This window comes from Legionella stuttgartensis (assembly GCF_977063405.2).
This window is the reverse complement of record NZ_CDRUHA020000060.1, coordinates 14,803-34,261: the sequence shown is the minus strand read 5'-3', so window position 1 is coordinate 34,261 and position 19,459 is coordinate 14,803. Positions and strand designations below refer to the sequence as shown.

Below are 19,459 nucleotides of genomic sequence, written 5' to 3'. Positions count from 1 at the left end.
CCGTATGCGGTTGGATAATGACGGCTGTCAAACTCTGCCAGAGCGCTATTATAATCAGGTGCATATACACTCGTTAGACTATTATCAATAATCTTCAATTTAAGAACTCGTTATTTAAATGAGAAGAATCCGACTCTTATATCAAGCAAGTGCAGCTTGATATGCATACTCAGGTCTAAAACCATATTTGAGTTGTCTTTTTGTTCATATAATGATACTATTGATCATATTTTATCTAATTTTTGGATGTTATATTATGGCATTAGATACAGATGTTTTAGTCGTTGGGGCAGGTCCAATTGGTCTTATCAATGCCTGGGGAATGAAGCAACTTAATCCTAATCTGAAAATTGTTGTGCTTGAAAAATATGCAGAATATCAAAGAAGCCATACCTTGGTGATGCAGGCAAAACAATTAGAAGCCATAATGAAAGCAACCCACAGTGAGATGGATCCGGATATGGTATCGCTGCTATCACAACTTCAAAAAGATCCCCATATTCGCACAAATACCCTTCAAAAAATTTTCACTAAATTAGCGAGGAACAGTGGCGTAGACATTCTAATCGAACATGAAGTTACCAAAGAAACATTAAAACAAATCCTAGCAGATGAATACCCTCACACAAAACTCATCATAGGAGCTGACGGGACACATAGTGTAGTGAACCAAATATTATTCCCGGAGGAGAATCAGGTCAAGCATGAATTTGACTTTGTGTTACAATTACGTTTTGAAATTGATGGTGAAGAAAAAGCATTAGGCATTAAAACACAAGAATTTTATCAGCAAATGGCGCGCAAGGGTCTAATTGCTAATGAATATGTAGGTCATTTTGATCAAGGTAAAACCCCAGTAACAATGCAAATGATGATTTCAAAAGAAGATTTTCTTGCATTGCAAAAATTAACCTCCAAAAAACCCTTAAGGCTTTTTAGTGACGAAACTCCAGAAGATGCACCAAAGCTACCTCCTCGTCTGAAATCATTCATTACTAAATATATTAGTTATAAAATCCATGATACTGAGAAAGCCGGACAAAAAATTGATCCTAAATCAATCCGTATCAGTGTAAATGAAGCCCCAGCTACTCATGCAAAAGAAGTAGTTACACTACATGATGGTGCACACGTTGTTCTTGAAGGAGATGCTGCTCTAGGCCTCTCATATTTTAAAGGTTTAAATGCTGGACTTGAAGCAAGTGCACGATTCTTATCTGCAATGGCTGGTCCTATTCAAGATGCATTTAAATATAAAGAACAAATGGATGCAAAACTGAAAGAATACCAAAACTGGTTCTTGAAAGATTTTTCACCTAAAAAAATCAAGGAAGTAGGTCAATATAGCTTTTGGCAAATAAGAACCTTTATGCGGGCAATGGAAGCGGTACAGAGTATTAAAACTACCTCAGTAGCAGAATATGATGAAGATTATTTACCAGAAATTACAAATTATTTTAATCACTTTACTAGAGATCCCTTGGCAACAAACAACCATCCAGACTGGCGGGCTTTCCCTCATCGCGAATACGATCCGGTTAAATTTGGTGAGTTATCTTATGTTCCTTTAAAACATACCGCAAAGAAAATTGCTAAAATTTTAATTGATTATCTAAAACCTTATAAAAGCAGCGCACATATTTTGCAAGATTATAAACAACCATTAGTTGGCATCGGAAATAGCCTCGTTGGTTTAGAAAAAATATTTGGAGGCATGTTATCCCTTAGTCCTAAATTAATTGCAGATGGATTATTTACTGTATTTAGAGGACTTATTGAATTAGTAACTTTTCCTTTCGCATGGGCTATTAAACCAATTACGCGAGGAATTGCTACTTTAATTCATGGGGGCTATAAAAGAATTGAAGAAAATAGGGGTATGCAAGATCTAGCTCAATATGGCCAAGAGTATTTGGGTGAAATTGAAGAATCTGCATTAAAGTCAGATAGTAAAACGATTTATAATTTGCTAGCGATCTGTAACGACATGCACCGTAAATTTGATAAGTCGTTATCTATTGGAGAAAGTACTGATCTGGAAATAGAGGAATACGCTAGTTATTCTGACATTCGAGTCGATAATACTTTAGATCGAACAAAGTTACTTCACTACTTCTCATTGTTTGCACCTAAAAAGGAATATGATGAGAGTGAATTTCTATTCTCAGCAAACAGGCCAAGGTTAGCTGGGGATAATTGACTTTTCTCTTTACCAGTCTCCTCAATAAGGATTTGTTCTTTTTCAATAAAACGAGTAAAAAGCTTGCATTGAGATAATTTCTCTTTGCTTGGTTGAGCATTCATCAGAAGAACAAGTAATTTTGTTTTATTTCTAAGAAAATCGTATATAGCTAAGTTGAAAAAATAGTTGGGGGCCTTTTTGATCTTGTTCCGTGATAATTTGAGCAATAGCATACAACAAGAGTTGCTCAAATGTTTTATTGAAGTATTGTTCTTTTGACAAAATACTCATTACCAGTAATATTCCCTCATCAGATAAAAGAGCTAGCTTATCCAGTATGAGAGTCACCGTTAACTCTGTTTTCTTTTCACAGTTTATCTTAATAAAAATAAAAATGTTCTACTAAAATGATGACCGTTGAGGATTAGCCTAAAATAACTATCATTCAATTATAATTTTTATTTTGAAGTAAGGTTAAGGTTCTTTTCTGACAATGTTGAGTAATGAGCCATTGCCATCGGCTTATGCCGTTATTCAGAAATAAAAAAATCCCCGTCTGTGCAGCGGGGATGATAGCAGAATGATTCTAATTTATTTCTAATGCACTTTTTACAGCATGATCTTCTTCTGTTCTTTGAACAAACTCTCTAAAGAAAGTCTGCGCGCTATTACCTGATCGATTATGCAATGTACTCCATTCTGAATTATGGCCATTAGCATATTGTGAATCAGTCTCCATTTTCCTATCACTTTTGATTTTTTCCCTAGCTTCAACTAAAGCCTCTCTTGCATTAACCAGCCTTGATTTAGCAAGAGGATCAGCTTTTTTAATTATATTATCTAGATTTTTAATTTCTTTATCAATCACCTGCTTTTTCGCACGTCTCTCTGATGTCAGTTCTTTATGGATAGATGCATAATGCGGAATCACAGCATCATTTATGCTTATGGTGACAAACGAGGTGATCATGAGCTATTAAACTATGCAACTCATCTGTTTTATCGTTGCTTTTAATAACTCCAGATCCAGATGGGTATCCTTCTCTTTTTATACATATTACAAAAGTCTTCTAAAAGCTTTCCTGTGTTAATATAGTTTTAGGTTCTTCCTCGATGATTCCCATCATATTCAGTTCGAATAAAATACAGTCTTTTTGTTCATTTTATATTATGATAGCCATTTATTTTAGAGACACAGAGTCGCAATTCAATACAGATGATCACAGTATCATCATATCGATCTTTATTTGATCCAATTACAAGCGTATGTGCTATAATTAGACATAACCATATAGGTTATTCGAGCAAATTATGTCAAGACGAAAAGCAGATATTACGGAACCGATAGCTCCTCATAGAGTCAAAGATACCGAAAAAGATAGGCTTAACCCGGGCTATTTTAGAATCAAATCAGGAGACAGGGTTGTTCTCAGGGAGGATATAGTTTACTTATGGTCTTATAATTCACAGAAAGAACTTGTTATCGGTATTGAATACCCATGGCAGTATCCAGAGATTTTCAATGTTGATATGAAAAATGAACAAGAAAAGAAAATATGGAATAGTATCTGTGCTCAGTTACAAGGACTGATAGAGGGGATTAAAGCTCACCATGGCTTCGGACATCCAACGTTGGCGGCTGAGTTTAATAGTGATGGTCAAGTTAAAGTTGGCTTGGCTCATTTAGGTGGAGAATTAAAGTGTATTAACGGAGAGTGGATTATAGATAATCGATCTGGTAGATTTGGTCGTTATGATGAAGTATCGGCAGATATTCGACTCCAAATAGAAAATACAATTAATGAGGTAGCTAGCATATTCCAAGAAGCAAATATTAAGGTTACACCAAAACTACATTTCAAAAATCCAGCAATTTTTTCGTCTAAAGAGCAAAAGGAAACAACTTTTTTTAAAAAAACAGATGAATCCAAAGACAACAATATCGAAAGTATTGAAAAGAAATTTGAATATTAAGGCTTAAATATAGCTGATCACAAAGTGTGAGATGAGTTTGACTCGTTGACCAACCAAGTCAAGAATAGTTTGTAAGTTCAATCGAATACTTAGAGTCATCCTAATAAGCTGTTTTAGTCAGAATTTAATTGATCTTGCTTGTCCACACGGCTATACAAAAAAACTCGGCTTATAGCTTGGGATTAGTAAGAAAATATATCATTTTTAGTCAAGGCATCATATAATAAAATCAAATTGATTTTTATAAAGACAAAATTCCCTTATGCCTATATTTACCAATAAAGAATTAGAACTCATTGATAAAGCTTCTAAAGGACTCGTTCAAACTGTCAATAGCAGTAAATTTGTAAAATCAGCACTGGAGATGAGTTATATCCGGCCAATTGCGATTGATAAAGCTATAGAGACAGCGATCTATTCGGCATCTCGAGTTTCTTCGCAAGAGGCTGAGAAAAGATGGAAATTAGTTTTGGTATTATGTGGTTTAAGTCAGTCTGGGCATAAACCAAGTAACAAGTTAGTAGAGAAAGTATTTACCTACGCCATAAACCACGCGGCTGCTACCAACAATTGGGAATTTGTTATAGCTCTATGCAACTTAGCTGCACCAGCGCATCAACCAAGGAAAGAAATAATCAATACGGCTCTTGAAATTGCATTAACTGTGGCGGAGAGTTATGAAGATGAAGGTATCAGAAAACAATCCTCCATAGCATGGAGTGCAGTTGAAGCGATTGCTAGAATACAAGCCCCTGCTACAATGCCCGATAAAAGCTTATCCGAGAATGCATTAGAACAATTAGCAAATGTTCCCAAAAAACGTATCGATAAGAAATTTGAAGCTTTAACCATTGAAAGAGAGTGGATAAAGGTTTTGAATTATTTCGTGCAAGATCAACAAGACAAACCATCTCAGAAAGCAATGAATTTTGCATTAATTACGGCAGCTTCGGATGGTCAATGGGAGGTTTTTAAGTCACTTTCCAGTTTTCAACAACCCGACAAAAAAACTGCTGGGGAAATACTGCAAGTTGCGGCAAGAAAAGGAACTCTTGAAATTGTGCGATTACTTTGTAATTTAGATGAACAAAATAAAACCAACATTCATTATATTAATAACGCAATAAGCATTTCAAAAAATGAAGGGAATTCAGAAACAGAAAGCTATCTTTGTTGTGAAAAAATTCGTCAAACAAATTCAAATATAGATCCATTGCTTCTCACAAAGAAAATACTTCAAGATTTTGTCAATCATATTTTTACTATAAGTAGTTTATTTGGTGGTGAAGCGAGAGCAGTAAAAAAAATTCTTTCAAAGGTAAAATCTGCAACAGTAAAAGAAACAACTGAAGATGAAAGAGACCAGATAATAGTGGATGCAGTGAGTTCTTTAAAAGCATTACAAGGGCGTAGTAAGCAATTAAATGCATGCATTGATTACATTGACTCTCATTGCAACAAAATGTCAACCAATCCCAGTCTCAGTTTTAGCTTATAAAAGCATCTACTAAACAGATAGTTTGAGACAATCATAGAAGTATTTTTACACTTATGATGATAAATTAACCTTATAGGAGTAATTATTTTTGAGAAATAAAATTAACTTTTTTTCAACTCTACTAACAATTATTTTCAAAAGCCAGAAGATGAGCAGCAATTAGAAAAAGTCGAAAACAGCAGTGAGCAAAGACTTCTAGAAAAAACAGAACTTCATGAGCCACATAGAGAAAAATCAAACTCTCTTAGCTATTAGAGCTTTTATTTCATCGAGTCAACCAGACATTATGAAACTTTTTTTGAAAATGAGGAAATGGATATTTCGCCAAATTCTCTAATTTATTTTGCTGCATCCGCAGGTCATTTACCTATATCGAAGGGAAAACGGCAGTACATATTGCTACTAACCGTGGTTACATAATAGCTTTTGATTTTTTGACCAAAGAGCATGCTAATTTAAATGCTGTTGACAATTGTAAGAAAACAGCGCTTCATGTTGCCGCTGAAAAAGGTGTTGCTAAAACAGTAAAAAGATTAATCGATCTTGGTGCTGATACTAGTCTTAAGGACGAAGAAGGCCACACCGCTTATGAAGCATGCCTAAAGGAAGAAAAATCAAAGCACAATTAAGACTACTACAATCCTTTATCGCGGAGTTTATTTACCGCACTAATTGAGAAGTATTTAGTTGAAGCGATTTCAGTATTAGAGAACTCTGCGTTGTTAACTCAGTTGAGGAAAAATAACCTCCTTTCAGTCAGGCTTTATCGGTCGTAGAGCCTGATACTTCATGAAAAAATGATAGAATTAAGGTTTTTTGCCAACACTGCTTAGTTCATCTGACAAGCCATCTGGAGTAATCGACCATGGTAAGTATTTAGAATTATTAATGTCTAACCCGCCTTCCTTTAAAATATCACTAACAAGAGAAGTGCAGTTATGTGCTGATGAATTATTTGGAGCATTTTTCTTTGCTCTACGACTCATTTCTATATCGATAGGATCTTGAGCTATGAATGATGCGCTATCTTTAAAAAAGTTGAGCAGGTTGACATTTGGAAACAATTGATAGCTCATTACACCAGAGCTTACTTCTTTACGTACTTTGTCCATTTTCTTGCTCATCTTGATGTTGTCAAGATTTTTAAAATGATGGATTTCATCAGGGGTTAATGGTTTTGAGCTTTGATAGGTGGTTGATTGTGGCAGAAAATCCATATCGTTAATATTAGTTGTACTCTTTGCCTCACCTAAAGACTCCATGTCTTCAGTTAAATTACTAGCAAGGTGTGCTGACAAAAGTAAAACCGATGTTAATCCCATGGAAGGGATTTTATCTGGATGTAGGCTTCCGTATTCCCCGGGGTCGCCTGCTTTCATTTTGGGCTTGGAGCCCCCTATTTGTACCGCAGCATGCCCAGGAGACTTAACTGTCATCTTCCAAATAAAAACCCATGTATGCCACAATGATCTTCCGGCGGTAAAGACCCACTTTCTTTCTTATGTTGTTCAACAATTTTATTAGCACCTATCCACCTTTTAAGAAACTTGGGACCAAGTTTGCAATAGGATTTATAGTTCCAAAGGCAGCGTAGGTAATTTCCCGATTGTCTACCCCAATACTTAAATCTATTTGTGCTTTTTTCATGTTTTTATACTGTTGTTCAGTAATTTCTCTAGACTACACCTTATTGGCTTCAGTTAAATCTTCAATATGGTCTTTAGCAAGCTCTCCAGATGTTGGAATAGAACCAAGACTAAAACGCTGAAGAATACCTCCAAGAGCACTCGGAAAAAAACTAGTATGAGTAACTGTACTCTTACCTTCTTTTGTTTTGCGCGTAAATGCAGATACATGACCTGATCCATTTTCATTATTGGTTTCTTTTACACAAACACCAAATTCATATTTAGTCTGTTTATCATCTTTTTTTGATTGCATCTCTACGCCTCAATACTAAAACCTGCGATATCGGTTTCTATCAAATTAAATTTAACTGATTATAAATAGGAAAATCAAGATGGATTTATATTTAAAAACAACATGTTATTGCTGTCTTCGAACTAACCGGTGTAACGGCTCGTAAGCAAAAACCTTGAAGCTAAAGGTAAGATTGCAAAATTACAATCAAAATGGTTAAGTGGTACTTCTTAAATCATGACAAGTACTAATAGATATTCTATTAACTGATTTGAATGCCCTTCCGTCCTATCTAAAACAATATTACCAGGAGTAATTCATGAAAAAATCCATTAAAAAATCGCCCTTCCTTATTCAGGTGGTCTAGATAAGTCAGTCATGATCCCTTAGCTTAAAGAGCATTTTGAAGAAACAAAGAATTATTAAGTCCGAAAGAAACTTATGGTGCCCTGGACGGATTAACCCTGGCTTACATTGGTGATAGGAACAATATTCTTCGTAGCTCACAAACATCTTGCGGTCTCGACTTCTAACTAATCTACGATGAAAGATATAACCAAAAAATCGATGAGAACAAAACAACGTTGGTCTCTACTGCCTGAGTCAAATATAGAAAATAGCAAAACCAATTCTGCTATTGATTTATTTTTATACGACAAGAACCACTTGAGGCGCGAATGAGTTTTTTGAACTCAAAATACATTTAAGTGAACTCACAGATTAATATTTCCTTAATATTTACATATTAGGATGACAATTAATTAAACACAGGAGAAAGTAACGTGCCACCAGTCACTTTTTTATCAGAAGCATCTCAAGAGTATATTTTAAGTTCTTACAACGAGCAGAAAAAAGGAAATGATAAAATTCCAACGGTGCCTCGTAATTCTAAAACTGGGTGGCCTCTTTTACAACTAAGTATGCTTTCTCCATCCATATCCATAAATCAAACTCAGAAATATGAGCATGTATTAGGAGGAGGAAAATGCCACTATTTTCTTATTGGTGCGTTCAATTTTGCTAGTCTTCTAGCTAAAGTTCCTGGAAAAATGACCGTGACAGGAAATAACGGTAAGCAATTAACTAGAGAGCAAATTAAGGCTGATAATGTTGGCTTATTTTTGAATGAATTTGAAATTAGACATCATGCCTTAGGAATAACCATAAGTTCGGGATCAGGTGCATATGGAAAAAAACTTTCTGTGCAATCTCCTGCAGGCTCTGACGAACTTTATAAAGCTTTATTCATAAAAGTTCCCTTCGAGTTTGCAGTTAAACGAGGCTCAGGCCTTTCAGCTATAGGTAATTGGAAAGATTCGCCAGGACATACCGCCAAACAAATTCAAGAAGGCATTAATGATGACGTTGCTGTTTTTTCCGAAGGCCAAATTTTTGTTGATTTGGGTGAGTTTTTGGATAGGGAAATTCAAAATCCTGAGCTAAAAGAGATGTTGAAGACTGCTTTTCAGGTTGATGAGTTTCTTAAGTTAAAAATAGAACACAAAGAACAGGAGCCCCTTTCACCTCCTCCTATAATTTCCGAAATAGTTGAGGTTATCTCTACTTCTTTTGATAATTTATATAGAAAGATAAAAATTATGCGAGATTATGGAGAGACTCTAGTCTCTGAAACAGATAAAAAGACTGTGGCTCAACTTTCTAGTGACTTAGCTAACAAATTGGACAACATCAAGATAAAAATATCGCAAGGGAAATTAGAGACAGACGAAATAGAGCTGTTTCAAGCCCAATTCAAAACGTTGCTTCATTCTAAAGATAAACTTATGAAAACCCATGAGGCCTTATGGAAACCTATTCTAGCAAACATTGCATTGGGTATTTTCACTTTGGGGTTTGGCTTTTTAGCAATCGGTATAAAAGCTGGAATAGCTTTAGTAAACGCCTATCAAAAAGATGAAAAAGTTAGTGCAAGTGATATTTTATTTTTTACTCAATCAAAAGCTCAAAGTGCTATTGCAAGTATGGAGAAAGAAGTTGATTTAGAAGAACTATATAAGCGGCCTTAAATTGAAAATCAAGATTGAAGTAATCCCCCCAACAACAAGTGATTATCCAATTGTACAAAATCTAGGAAGTTATTATGTTTATGATCGAACTGGATATATGGGTTGGTCATGTTCCGAAAAGGGATTTTTGAATGCATCGATTTTAAACATTACTTTGAAACCTCAAATAAAAAAGCTTTTCTTGTTAAAGTCGATCTAGTGGTCTCGCACAAAAGGTTAATATTGATAATATCTAGCCCCAATACTGCAGCACTGGAACGAATCAATAATTTATTATTTATTTCCTTTATTCATTGAGGTAAGGCGGATAAAATATCTTAACAACATGGTTGAGCAAGATCATCGTGGTATCAAAAACATCACGAAATATAAGCTTGGTTTTAAATCATTTCAGGCGGCTAAGCAAAAATTGCAGGAATTGAATTACATAGAATAATTAAAAAGGTACAGATGAAAATCCAAGAAGATACTCCAGCCTGAGAGCAGTTTTATGAGCTTGCGGTCTAACCGCGTCTTTAAAAAGGCATCGCTTAATTTCTTGAAAAATTTTCGACAGAACGGATGGAGAATAGAAAGAAAAAACTCATCTTTGTTTTTATTATCCTGCTGGATGAATAGCCTATAGGATACATCCAGTATTATGATGCCTGTGATTTTTTTCCCTACCGATAAGGCTTTTGATTTTCAAAAAAATGCATTTATTGATTTCTATCTTGGTGAAAAATCAATTTTGGGACAAAGGCTTGACATTGTTGCATTAAAGCCATTTGTGCAGAATATTTTTTCAGCAACTTGATACAGCGCTAGTCACTCCAGATATTAAGAATCGCAGTGCAATCGCCTGTTATCAAAAGGCAGGAGGTATGCTTTGCTTAACAAAAGAAGTAGCACATGATCTATGGCTAATCGATAAAAAGGAAGTATCTCATCTCTACTAATCCGCTCAATGAACTCACCGTTCGCTTAAATTAAATTAAGTTCATCAGTAAGCCTATCAATCATCAAGTCACTTTGTATCACCTCGAGTTTAGCCACTTGATGCTATTCCTGTTATTTTTTACAATAACTAACGTAAAAACAACTTGTTATTCACAACTCCCCCCGTCGCATCCTGTTTTTTGATTGACTTTAACTCCAGCTGTTTATATTATGAACATAATTCATTAGTACGTTCAATAAATCATGAAACATAACGAGGTTTGAAATCCATGCTAAGTCGCGAAGAAGTTTACACCATAATCAAGTTGCGTAATCGCAATGACACCATTTTTTCTAAATTACCCCTCGAAATAATTCGAGAAATAAGTGATTTCGGCCAAAACCCCAATAGCGATATTGCAAAGGCCTTACATCACGCAGCGTATGCACGACAAGAAGATGTTAAGGCGCTACTTGCCATGCTCGATAAAAATCCCTCTTTATTGCTTCAAGCGAGCAATGTGACAACACCCGGTGGAGATGAGTGGAAACGGGTCACCATTTATGAGTTTTTATTGGGTGCAGGTGATTATGAGCTGGCCAAGCAAGTACAGGAATATTTTTCAAAAATAGAACAAGGTGAGCAGCAAAGAATAGCTCAATATGAACGTTATAAGCCGCATATTGAAGGCATGCTGACACAAAAACCCTATGATTTATCACCATTGATTGAATTGATTAAAAAAGCAACGCCTGAGCAAGTAGCGGCATTGCTCAAGAAAGACATGACCGGCGACAATGAACTTTGTAAGGCACTTAGCCAGTTTCGCAAAGATTGGGCGCCTAAAGTTCTTACCAAACCCGGCATGCATTATAACTATGCGAGTCCTCAACATGCTTTCGAACTACTTGACCGTGAGTGGGCCAATTTATACAAGGCAAGCAATGATAATTATGACAAGATTCGTTTAGTGTGGAGGCACTTAATCGGTTTTGAAATGAGACGTTTACCGGGTATTGATAGGTGTGTGATGGCGCAGGGGCTCTATTATGTGATAGACGGAAAAGAGGCTGTGGGTCGGTCATATACACTTCGAGAGGCCGGGATGGCTGGGTCATTTCCTGTTACCACTTCTGATGATTCTATTGATGGGTTGGGGGCAGATTTTTCAGTCGATATATTTGGGGGGGCAGCCGCATCGCCGATGGCGTTGGCGGGGCGGTGGCGCACGCGGTCGGTATTGTTGGAAAACTTATGTCGAACAAAAACTTCAAACTTGCGGAACTTATACCCTTTCCCCAACTCATCAGCCGAGCCCGTGTGTAATAATCTAAGCTGATGTCGACAAGATAAGGCGGTCGCGTAACCGGTCACTTGTCCGTGCCAGCTCACATTAATAAAGTGCTGCAAAAGTTCTTGGTATTGCCAAGTGGTTGAAGTGTTTGTCCACCACATAGTCCAACGATGAAGATAATTTCTGATTCGGCAGGAAGAAATCCCATCAATCACCATATATTTAACTTGCTCTCGCGCTTTACACAGGGTTCTCGGATGAGGGACCATGCGTATCGGCTCACACCTTTGATGCTCAAAATTTGTCTTACCACCCCCCCCATTTTCGTTCAAATTATAAACATTATTGGTGGTGGTTATTGCAACATCATTGATGTGAGATATGTTGGTGTTACCTTCCGTTCGTGTCGGAAGATAGTTAATACCGAGAAAATGAAAGCCACCACTGATGCAGCCCATGCGTGATTTTTTGCGCGAGAGGCTTAAGCGTCTTTCGTGTAATACGTCCATCATGCGCCGCCGGCAACGGCTCAGTTGGCGTTTTGTTTTTGCAAAAATAAGAATATCATCTTGAAAGCGGAGATAGTGCACGTCCATTTTGCTTAGTGCATCATCAAGTGGCTTAAGATAAATACCGCTAAAAAATTGGGATAGTGGTCCACGTAACGCAATGCCCTGTGAAGGATTTTTATATCCCCTGGGGGTATCAATAGGCTTTGTGATGATGTTTTCAAGCATCACATGCAACTTGGGGTCGTAATAATATTTTTTGACATCCTGTACCAACTGAAAATGCGGTATGGAAGCATAAAAAGATTTTATATCTGCGCGTAATACGTAATTAGGTTTTTCATCTCGCAGCACTAGTTTTATATGTTGCGTCGCATACTTGACGCCTGTAGGCCCGTCCAAATGGTAGCAATTTGGATTCATTACATACTTAAACGTAGGTTTCAATTGTTTCAGCAAAATATGCTGAAGGATTCTATCGGAGGGGTGTAGCTGGTCGACTACTTCATCAGAAAAATAATAACGTTTTAAACAACGAGGGTTATAGCTGCCATCCACAATGGACTGAATACCTTGCGGCAGTCAGTCATTGATTTCTCGTGCCATAAAGTGAATTTCATGGTTATGATGGGCATGATATTTTTGCTTGTGAATTTTTGCGAAAAGCTTCTTACCAATGCCCATCATTTGCCCATCATTTCCGCTACATTCCAACGCTTCATTTTGACCCTCGGTAGCGTTTACTGCTTCAGTCAAATATAGACTGTCAGATAATATCAACCTGATGCAACCTTGTAACTGTATTTATTGTGTGATTCGCAAGGTACCTTGTGAAGAGTAGTATAACAAGTTGGTGACAAGCCAAGGAGCACTAATATTTTATTTTGAACTGTTGTTAATGGTGTTATTTCAAGGTGTTTTACGCCATTAACGATCAACGCGACCAGTGAAATGCCCCGAAAAACCTTCAGCATCATTTCAGCTGTTGGCCTGACTGTTGCACGCTTTGGATTGCCTTTATAAATCCCGGACAATTTCTCTTGTTTTTGTTGTAGCGCCTCCCTGACAGAAAATTCAAGAAGACACAGTATCCGCAATCCAATACTGAGCAAGCGAATAAGTCCTTTGATGCGTGTTGTCGAGCTCAGGTATATCGGGGTGAGACCCAGTGTCTTTCCTTTGTAACGAGCAAATCCATGTTCGATTAAATATTCTTGCCGATAGGCCAATACTGCCTCCTCAATGCTTAATGCAGGGTCATTGCACGCATAAACCCGCCAGCCTAAATGGCGCACCTGTTTTTCCAAAGCATCCTGATTCAGGGTGGAGTGGACAGTAATGCGTGTTTCAACCAGGATATAAGCCTCGCGTTTGCGAGTTGCTTTGTGTAGGGTTTTCTTTTCTTCTCTACGATACTCAATTTGCAACAAGTTTTGAAGCTTGTGCTTTTTCAAAATAGCATCAACTGCCGCATGCAACTCTTTTTCATCGAGCATTTTGATGCCACGTCCTCGCTGATTAAGCTTGGCAATGGCTGTCTGCCCTTCATTGATATGTCCATGTAGCGTATGCTCTTGTTTTCTTGCATGATTAAGTGAGCGAACCACAAGCCGCTGTTCCTCCCATGAAAAATTATCACCGGCTTCATCTGATTCCAAGTGGATTGTATAACCGTAACCTTCTGCAATTTGTTCAGGACTATCACCTTCACCAACTGCCGGACGATAAATACTGGTTAGGACTTGTTCGTTATTCCATATTTTGTCCAGTAGTAATGACAGTTCTGATTCAGGCATTTGAACTGCAGATAAGGGACACAAATAAAAGTCATCACTTTTGGCTACGTAAGCACGAGTTGCAAGGGAAGCCATTTTGCTGTCACCCACTAAAGAACGCCATGTTCAATCAAGCTGTTTTGTACTTTGCGTATCTCGGTGATATACAATGGATCATCGGCCTTTTCACCACTGACAATGGTAGTCGTGAGCGGTATACCTAAAGGATCTAACGCAGACTGATTTATTTTTAACTGGGGTAAATCCGGGCGAGGATCTTTACTGTGACCAAATTGAAAAAGGCCATTCTCCATTACCGTCATATAACCTGATGCACTAGTGCTATCAACCCGAACGCGTTTTGCCCTTAAATCATAAACGCGTATGATGCCTTGATTAAGATTGCTCTCAAATGCCTCAAAATCATCATCATGGCCCAAGGAATCCAGCACTATCGCGAGGCGATCGTCAGTGAAATCCAAAGATCGCACTGGCCTTGCAAGACATTTTTCAAGTGTTATCAGTAAGCTGTCAGCCCAGCTTTCAACATGGTTCAGACGATGATCGCCTTCACTAAGTATATGGGCAAGCCAGACTTGGACAATATGACCTAAACCAAGTCCTTTCCAATGCCCATGCATGGGGAAGTGTTTGTCCAGTAATGTTGCCAATTGAATTTTTTCCATCTGCGCTAGCAACAGAGGTATATCGTCGATCCGCTCAACTGTACTGATAAGTCCGTTTGTCATTGTAGATAAATCTTTTCCGGCAATAAAAAATACCCGGATTATGATGGGATTATTGAAAATAGCAAAATTAATTTTTTTTGATTGGTTTGTTTTGAAGTGCACAGAGCGCTTTGGGGGAGTAAAATGGATATTGTCTGAACTCTAAATAAATTTAAGCGAACGGTGAGAATGAACTTAAAAATACTATATCGTTAGTGCATGGTGATGAGGGAAAACAATGGTGGCAGCGGTTGTCTCGATTTCTTGGGCATCTTGCTCATACACAGGAGCTTACTTTATTGGATCCGTTTGATCATTTAAGTTTCAACTACATGCTTCCAGTTTTAGGTTCAAAAGGTGAAAAATGGGTATTAAAAGTCAGCATTCTCCATGATGAATTTTCGAGAGAAATTCATGCATTAAAGTATTTTAACGGTAGAGGTTCCACTCGCTTGATTTCTGCAAATCATGAAGAAGGTTGGATGCTTATTGAGCGCTTTTTGCCTGGAACACGATTAGTTGATGTTCTGTATGAAAAACAAGCTATCCCCATCGAAGTCAGTGTCATGCAGCGCTTGTAGTCACCAGTTATTGAACCAAATAAAAAAGAGAATAGAGGAGGGGTTGGTGAATCATGTAGATGATTAATGCATGTCTGCCCATCATGGCGAAAACAGTTTTCCCGGGGAAATTGACCTGGTAATACAGATGAAGTTTTTTGCTGGATAAATAGATGCCAAAAAAAACAAAGGCAATATTAGGAAAAATGGGCTGAAAATCAAGCGTATGGATCATATGCTCATGATACCAATACACCCAATCATGCCAAATGAAAGCAAAAAGAATAAGCAGTAAGATCCCCATGGTTAAACTGTGCCTGGGGTATCGAGCAAAGGGATAGGTAATCACCATACAGACGGCTATACAATGCAGTATACCGAAGTAAATCCAATAATTGGGATAAATAAAATAAGTAGAAACACTGAGTAGTGCTGCGCAGACTCCAACCCTGAAAATTCGTTTTAAAAATTTTTTTGGCGATAAATCAGCCAATCCCATGGAATAACCCACTAATAATAAAAATGAAGAGGAAATGACGTTATTAAATACTATCCAGCCCAGGGTCTTGCCTATTTGAAATGAGGCATAGCCAAAAAGAGTGAGATCGAAAAAAAAATGAAAAATAATCATCCCGAAAACGGCTAAACCTCTTACTATATCAATCAATTCAAAACGATTTTTTTCTGGAGAAGCCATCTCTTATCACCGTTATTAATGACGCTCATTTAATGCAGTAACTGGCTGTATTTTGGTGGTTCTATAAGCAGGAAAAACACCCGATATTAAACCAATAAAAAGTGAGACCAAGCAGCAAGGTAATAAATAAAAATAAGAATTAATAAAACTGATAGCAATATAAGTACTGAAAATATAGACTGCAATAACGCCCAGTATACTGCCAAATACCCCTCCAATAAGCGCTAAAAAAGCAGTTTCCAGTAAAATTTGGATTAAAATACTTTCATCAGTGGCGCCTATTGCTTTGCGTAAACCAATTTCACTTTTTCGCTCTGAAACAGACATCAGCATCAGGGTCGAAATGCCAATACCACTTATCACTAAAGATACAATGCCAATGAGCATCAGCGCCCCGCCTATAGTCGCGAAAATAAAACGCAATGAGTTTACTTCTTTAACTCTATCCAGCACTTTAAAATCTAGTTTATTTTTATCTTTTATGCGGTGATTATTAGTTAATAAATCAACTATTTTAGTCGATATACTGTTGATTTCTGCAGGGTTTTTTACCGATAAGATAATGTAGTCTACTGCATTATTAGCCTGATAATTATTAAAAAAATTTTCTCGGGCGGTCGAAATGGGGATGACGATTACATTATCCCTATCTTTGCCATCAACACTTTGCCCCTGTGTTTCAATGACACCAATGATACGATAAGGTACATTATTTAGCTTAACGAACTGACTTAAGGGATCAGCTTGCGGGAAGAGTTTTTGCCTTATAGTACTGCCTATGACGGCTATTTTCCGATGATTTTTAATATCATCCAGGCTAAAGCTCACCCCATAAATAATATTTAAATTCATGACCGGAAAATAATCAGGAGAGGAACCCATCACTATGGTATCAATATTGCTGAAACTCGATATAGCGTGCGTTTTCTCGACAATCAGTGGCGCAGTATGATTCACCCCGTTGAGCTGGCTGATTTTATCGCCATCTTCCTCAGTTAACAGGGAAGTGTATCTGGAGGTGGTATTAACCCCATTAACTCTGGTCGTTTGAGGAGTAATGATTAACATGCGACTAATTGGCGACAGTTCTTTTTCCAGAGTGTGATTGATATAATTACTGATATTCAAGGTAAGGAAAACAGAACAAATTCCTATACTAATACCCAGTATGTTTAACAAGCTTCTTAGGCGGTAGTTATTTAAGGAAATAATAATTTCGAGTAGAAGGACATGCCATAGCATCAAAAATCCCTCCTGTTAATTAATTTTCCCCTGGCGTATGGTGAGAATGCGATCAGCATATTGGTTTACTATATCATCATGCGTAGCAATTAATAGTGTTGCGTTATAAACCTTATTAATTTGTTTTAGCACATCGAGAATAATAAACGTATTTTCCTCATCAAGATTCCCGGTGGGTTCGTCTGCAAGAATAAGCTGTGGTGAATTACTTAAGGCTCGGGCAATAGCAACGCGCTGTTGTTGGCCACCTGATAGTTTTTTGGCGGGCTTATAAAGCTGCTGAGTTAAATGCATGGACTCAATAAACAGGCTGGCTTTTTTATGGGCTTCTTTCAAGGTTAATCCCTTATACAACAGGGGCAAAGCGACATTGTCAAGCACACTGCGATCCCACATCAAATGGAACGATTGAAAGATTAAACCGATATGATTTAACCTGAATTTTGATAATTCGCTGGCGTTCATGCCAGTGACTTCAAAACCACAAAAATTATAGCTTCCAGAAGTAGCGCTATCAATACAGCCTAATATATTTAATAAAGTACTTTTTCCCGAGCCAGATTGTCCCCTGAGGGCCAAAAATTCCCCTTTTTTTATATCCAGACATACATCACTGATCCCCGTTTCATAATTGTTATTATCATAGCTATAATGTTTGCAAAGAGAAGTGGTTTTAATGAGGCTCATGGTCATCAATTCCTAAAATTATTTTTTGGTTTTTATTGATATTTCCACCCAATATTTGCGTATACTCGTCATTTTCAATCCCTGTTTCTATTTCGACAGGAACAATTTGTCCCTTTTCTAAAAGGTAAATGTATTTTTTGTGGAGATCTCTTTTTTTAAATTCAGGTGGGGTAAAGCGCAATGCATCACTGGAAACGTATTGTGCGTTGTCTATTCGTGCTAATTCAATCGAGATGTCAGCCGACATCCCTGGTCTCAGCAGATTATCTTTATTGTTCACTTTCATTAACACATCATAAGTAACAACGCCTTGTTCAATATTTGGATTCAGCATGATTTTTTCTATATAGGCTTGAAAAGTCTTCCCGGGGAATGAACTGACCGTAAATGTAGCTTTTTGATTTATTGAGGTTAAAGGGATGTCTAATTCAGATATTTTCACTCTAATTTGCATATCGGTCATGTTTTCGGCGATTTTAAATAAAACAGGGGTGGTAAAAGATGCCGCAACAGTTTGACCAGGCTCTACAAGCCGTTCCATCACTACGCCATCAATCGGCGATAGAATATCGGCGTACTTGATTTGAATTAGAGCTTGCTCAAAATTAGCCTGGGCTAAGGCGTAATCGGATTCTTCAATTTTCTGTTCGGCTATTTTTATATCCAGATCCTCAGCAGATATAAATTTGTTTTTGATAAGTTTTTGCATTCGTTCCAGGCGAATTTTAGTCAATTCCAGGCGGGCTTTCATTTTGTCGAGCACGGCTCTACGTTTTTGAACATCATTACTAAAGATTTTTTTATCCAACACCGCAAGCACCATATTTTTTTTAACGACACTATTTTCATCAACAAATACATCTTCGACGATTCCTGAGACCTGAGTTCCGACAGAAATCACTTTTTTGGGATTTATAGTACCAGTCGCGGTAATTTTTTTAATCAGTAGACCTTGCTTTAAAGTAGAAAGAATATAATTGTTTTCATCGACTTCTGTACGTTTATTATAATAAAACAGGACGGTAATAAGTATTGCAGTAGTTACACTAGCTAACCAAAAAGTCTGTTTGGTCTGGAGTTTTATCAATTTCTCGTTCCGTTAAATTGAATGAGATTTAGAAGCTCACTATTGCTTTGAGCTTCTAAAGTTTAAATACCCTATTTCATGCTCTGACTTGCAGTACTACCTGTGGGAACTGGACCACCACAACCTACAAGAGCGATTGAAGACAAACTAATCATTAAAAAACAAACAACTGATAATAAAGTTTTCATTATCTGTACCTCTATTAAGTAAAACCTACTTATGTTTAACCCATAATAATTATAGACTGCATTTGTAAAACTGTACAAATAAAATCCATTAATATCTGTTTTTTTCGTATTTGACTTATATTGTAACAAATGGTTCATTATAAATTCATTTTTCTAGGTGAGTGAGTAAGGT

The 19,459-nt window shown here is 37.1% G+C and carries 18 protein-coding genes and 1 pseudogene; 8 read left to right on the top strand and 11 right to left on the bottom strand.

Going from position 1 to position 19,459, the window contains the following annotated elements; genetic code table 11:
* The first annotated feature begins 256 nt into the window (after positions 1-256).
* Positions 257-2,200 (top strand): FAD-dependent oxidoreductase, encoded by a 1,944-nt coding sequence (locus ACWTEW_RS19455; protein WP_028378565.1) that lies wholly within the window; start codon positions 257-259, stop codon positions 2,198-2,200.
* Between the two features lie 132 nt (positions 2,201-2,332).
* On the opposite strand, the gene ACWTEW_RS19450 is transcribed toward ACWTEW_RS19455, so the two are convergent.
* Positions 2,333-2,530: a hypothetical protein gene (locus ACWTEW_RS19450; RefSeq protein WP_028378566.1), complete on the bottom strand. Its 198-nt coding sequence runs from the start codon at positions 2,528-2,530 to the stop codon at positions 2,333-2,335.
* Between the two features lie 238 nt (positions 2,531-2,768).
* Positions 2,769-3,152 (bottom strand): hypothetical protein, encoded by a 384-nt coding sequence (locus ACWTEW_RS19445; protein WP_019234670.1) that lies wholly within the window; start codon positions 3,150-3,152, stop codon positions 2,769-2,771.
* A gap of 341 nt (positions 3,153-3,493) precedes the next feature.
* Between ACWTEW_RS19445 and ACWTEW_RS19440 the strand changes: the two genes are divergently transcribed.
* The 3 genes from ACWTEW_RS19440 to ACWTEW_RS19430 all read left to right on the top strand — a co-directional run bounded on the left by ACWTEW_RS19440 (position 3,494) and on the right by ACWTEW_RS19430 (position 6,283).
* Complete coding sequence (locus tag ACWTEW_RS19440) at positions 3,494-4,156, top strand: hypothetical protein (protein WP_019234669.1); 663 nt, start codon at positions 3,494-3,496, stop codon at positions 4,154-4,156.
* Between the two features lie 262 nt (positions 4,157-4,418).
* Complete coding sequence (locus ACWTEW_RS19435) at positions 4,419-5,654, top strand: ankyrin repeat domain-containing protein (RefSeq protein WP_028378567.1); 1,236 nt, start codon at positions 4,419-4,421, stop codon at positions 5,652-5,654.
* Between the two features lie 350 nt (positions 5,655-6,004).
* On the top strand, positions 6,005-6,283 hold the full coding sequence (locus ACWTEW_RS19430; protein WP_080274359.1) for an ankyrin repeat domain-containing protein: 279 nt from the start codon (positions 6,005-6,007) through the stop codon (positions 6,281-6,283).
* A 177-nt stretch (positions 6,284-6,460) separates the two neighbouring features.
* Here ACWTEW_RS19430 and ACWTEW_RS19425 read toward each other — a convergent pair whose 3' ends face one another.
* Positions 6,461-7,033, bottom strand: coding sequence for a hypothetical protein (locus ACWTEW_RS19425; RefSeq protein ID WP_205882909.1), 573 nt, complete (start codon positions 7,031-7,033; stop codon positions 6,461-6,463).
* Between the two features lie 301 nt (positions 7,034-7,334).
* On the bottom strand, positions 7,335-7,595 hold the full coding sequence (locus tag ACWTEW_RS19420) for a hypothetical protein (RefSeq protein WP_050598486.1): 261 nt from the start codon (positions 7,593-7,595) through the stop codon (positions 7,335-7,337).
* 1,034 nt (positions 7,596-8,629) lie between these two features.
* On the opposite strand from ACWTEW_RS19420, the gene ACWTEW_RS19415 reads away from it, so the two are divergent.
* From ACWTEW_RS19415 to ACWTEW_RS19405, 3 genes are all read left to right on the top strand, one after another.
* A complete protein-coding gene (locus tag ACWTEW_RS19415; protein WP_205882908.1) occupies positions 8,630-9,601 on the top strand; it encodes a hypothetical protein in 972 nt (323 codons plus the stop codon).
* Positions 9,602-10,241: 640 nt separating this feature from the next.
* Positions 10,242-10,397 (top strand): hypothetical protein, encoded by a 156-nt coding sequence (locus ACWTEW_RS19410; RefSeq protein WP_019234665.1) that lies wholly within the window; start codon positions 10,242-10,244, stop codon positions 10,395-10,397.
* Between the two features lie 412 nt (positions 10,398-10,809).
* Complete coding sequence (locus ACWTEW_RS19405; RefSeq protein ID WP_028378570.1) at positions 10,810-11,859, top strand: hypothetical protein; 1,050 nt, start codon at positions 10,810-10,812, stop codon at positions 11,857-11,859.
* Between the two features lie 431 nt (positions 11,860-12,290).
* Here ACWTEW_RS19405 and ACWTEW_RS19400 read toward each other — a convergent pair.
* The 3 genes and pseudogenes from ACWTEW_RS19400 to ACWTEW_RS19390 all read right to left on the bottom strand — a co-directional run.
* A pseudogene (locus ACWTEW_RS19400) lies at positions 12,291-12,881 on the bottom strand (reverse transcriptase domain-containing protein); the annotation flags it as partial.
* A 218-nt stretch (positions 12,882-13,099) separates the two neighbouring features.
* Complete coding sequence (locus ACWTEW_RS19395) at positions 13,100-14,194, bottom strand: IS1634 family transposase (protein ID WP_201785600.1); 1,095 nt, start codon at positions 14,192-14,194, stop codon at positions 13,100-13,102.
* A gap of 14 nt (positions 14,195-14,208) precedes the next feature.
* On the bottom strand, positions 14,209-14,847 hold the full coding sequence (locus ACWTEW_RS19390) for an IS1634 family transposase (protein ID WP_197697699.1): 639 nt from the start codon (positions 14,845-14,847) through the stop codon (positions 14,209-14,211).
* Between the two features lie 230 nt (positions 14,848-15,077).
* On the opposite strand from ACWTEW_RS19390, the gene ACWTEW_RS19385 reads away from it, so the two are divergent.
* Positions 15,078-15,407 (top strand): aminoglycoside phosphotransferase family protein, encoded by a 330-nt coding sequence (locus tag ACWTEW_RS19385; protein WP_229309755.1) that lies wholly within the window; start codon positions 15,078-15,080, stop codon positions 15,405-15,407.
* Between the two features lie 7 nt (positions 15,408-15,414).
* Here ACWTEW_RS19385 and ACWTEW_RS19380 read toward each other — a convergent pair whose 3' ends face one another.
* From ACWTEW_RS19380 to ACWTEW_RS19365, 4 genes are read right to left on the bottom strand one after another with little or no spacing between them, the layout of a single operon-like run.
* A complete protein-coding gene (locus tag ACWTEW_RS19380; RefSeq protein ID WP_028378571.1) occupies positions 15,415-16,083 on the bottom strand; it encodes a heparan-alpha-glucosaminide N-acetyltransferase in 669 nt (222 codons plus the stop codon).
* Positions 16,084-16,098: 15 nt separating this feature from the next.
* Positions 16,099-17,325, bottom strand: coding sequence for an ABC transporter permease (locus ACWTEW_RS19375; protein WP_019234660.1), 1,227 nt, complete (start codon positions 17,323-17,325; stop codon positions 16,099-16,101).
* 15 nt (positions 17,326-17,340) lie between these two features.
* Positions 17,341-18,012, bottom strand: coding sequence for an ABC transporter ATP-binding protein (locus ACWTEW_RS19370; RefSeq protein WP_050598487.1), 672 nt, complete (start codon positions 18,010-18,012; stop codon positions 17,341-17,343).
* Complete coding sequence (locus ACWTEW_RS19365) at positions 17,999-19,099, bottom strand: efflux RND transporter periplasmic adaptor subunit (protein ID WP_028378573.1); 1,101 nt, start codon at positions 19,097-19,099, stop codon at positions 17,999-18,001. The genes ACWTEW_RS19370 and ACWTEW_RS19365 overlap by 14 nt, the downstream gene beginning before the upstream one ends.
* Positions 19,100-19,459: the final 360 nt, after the last annotated feature.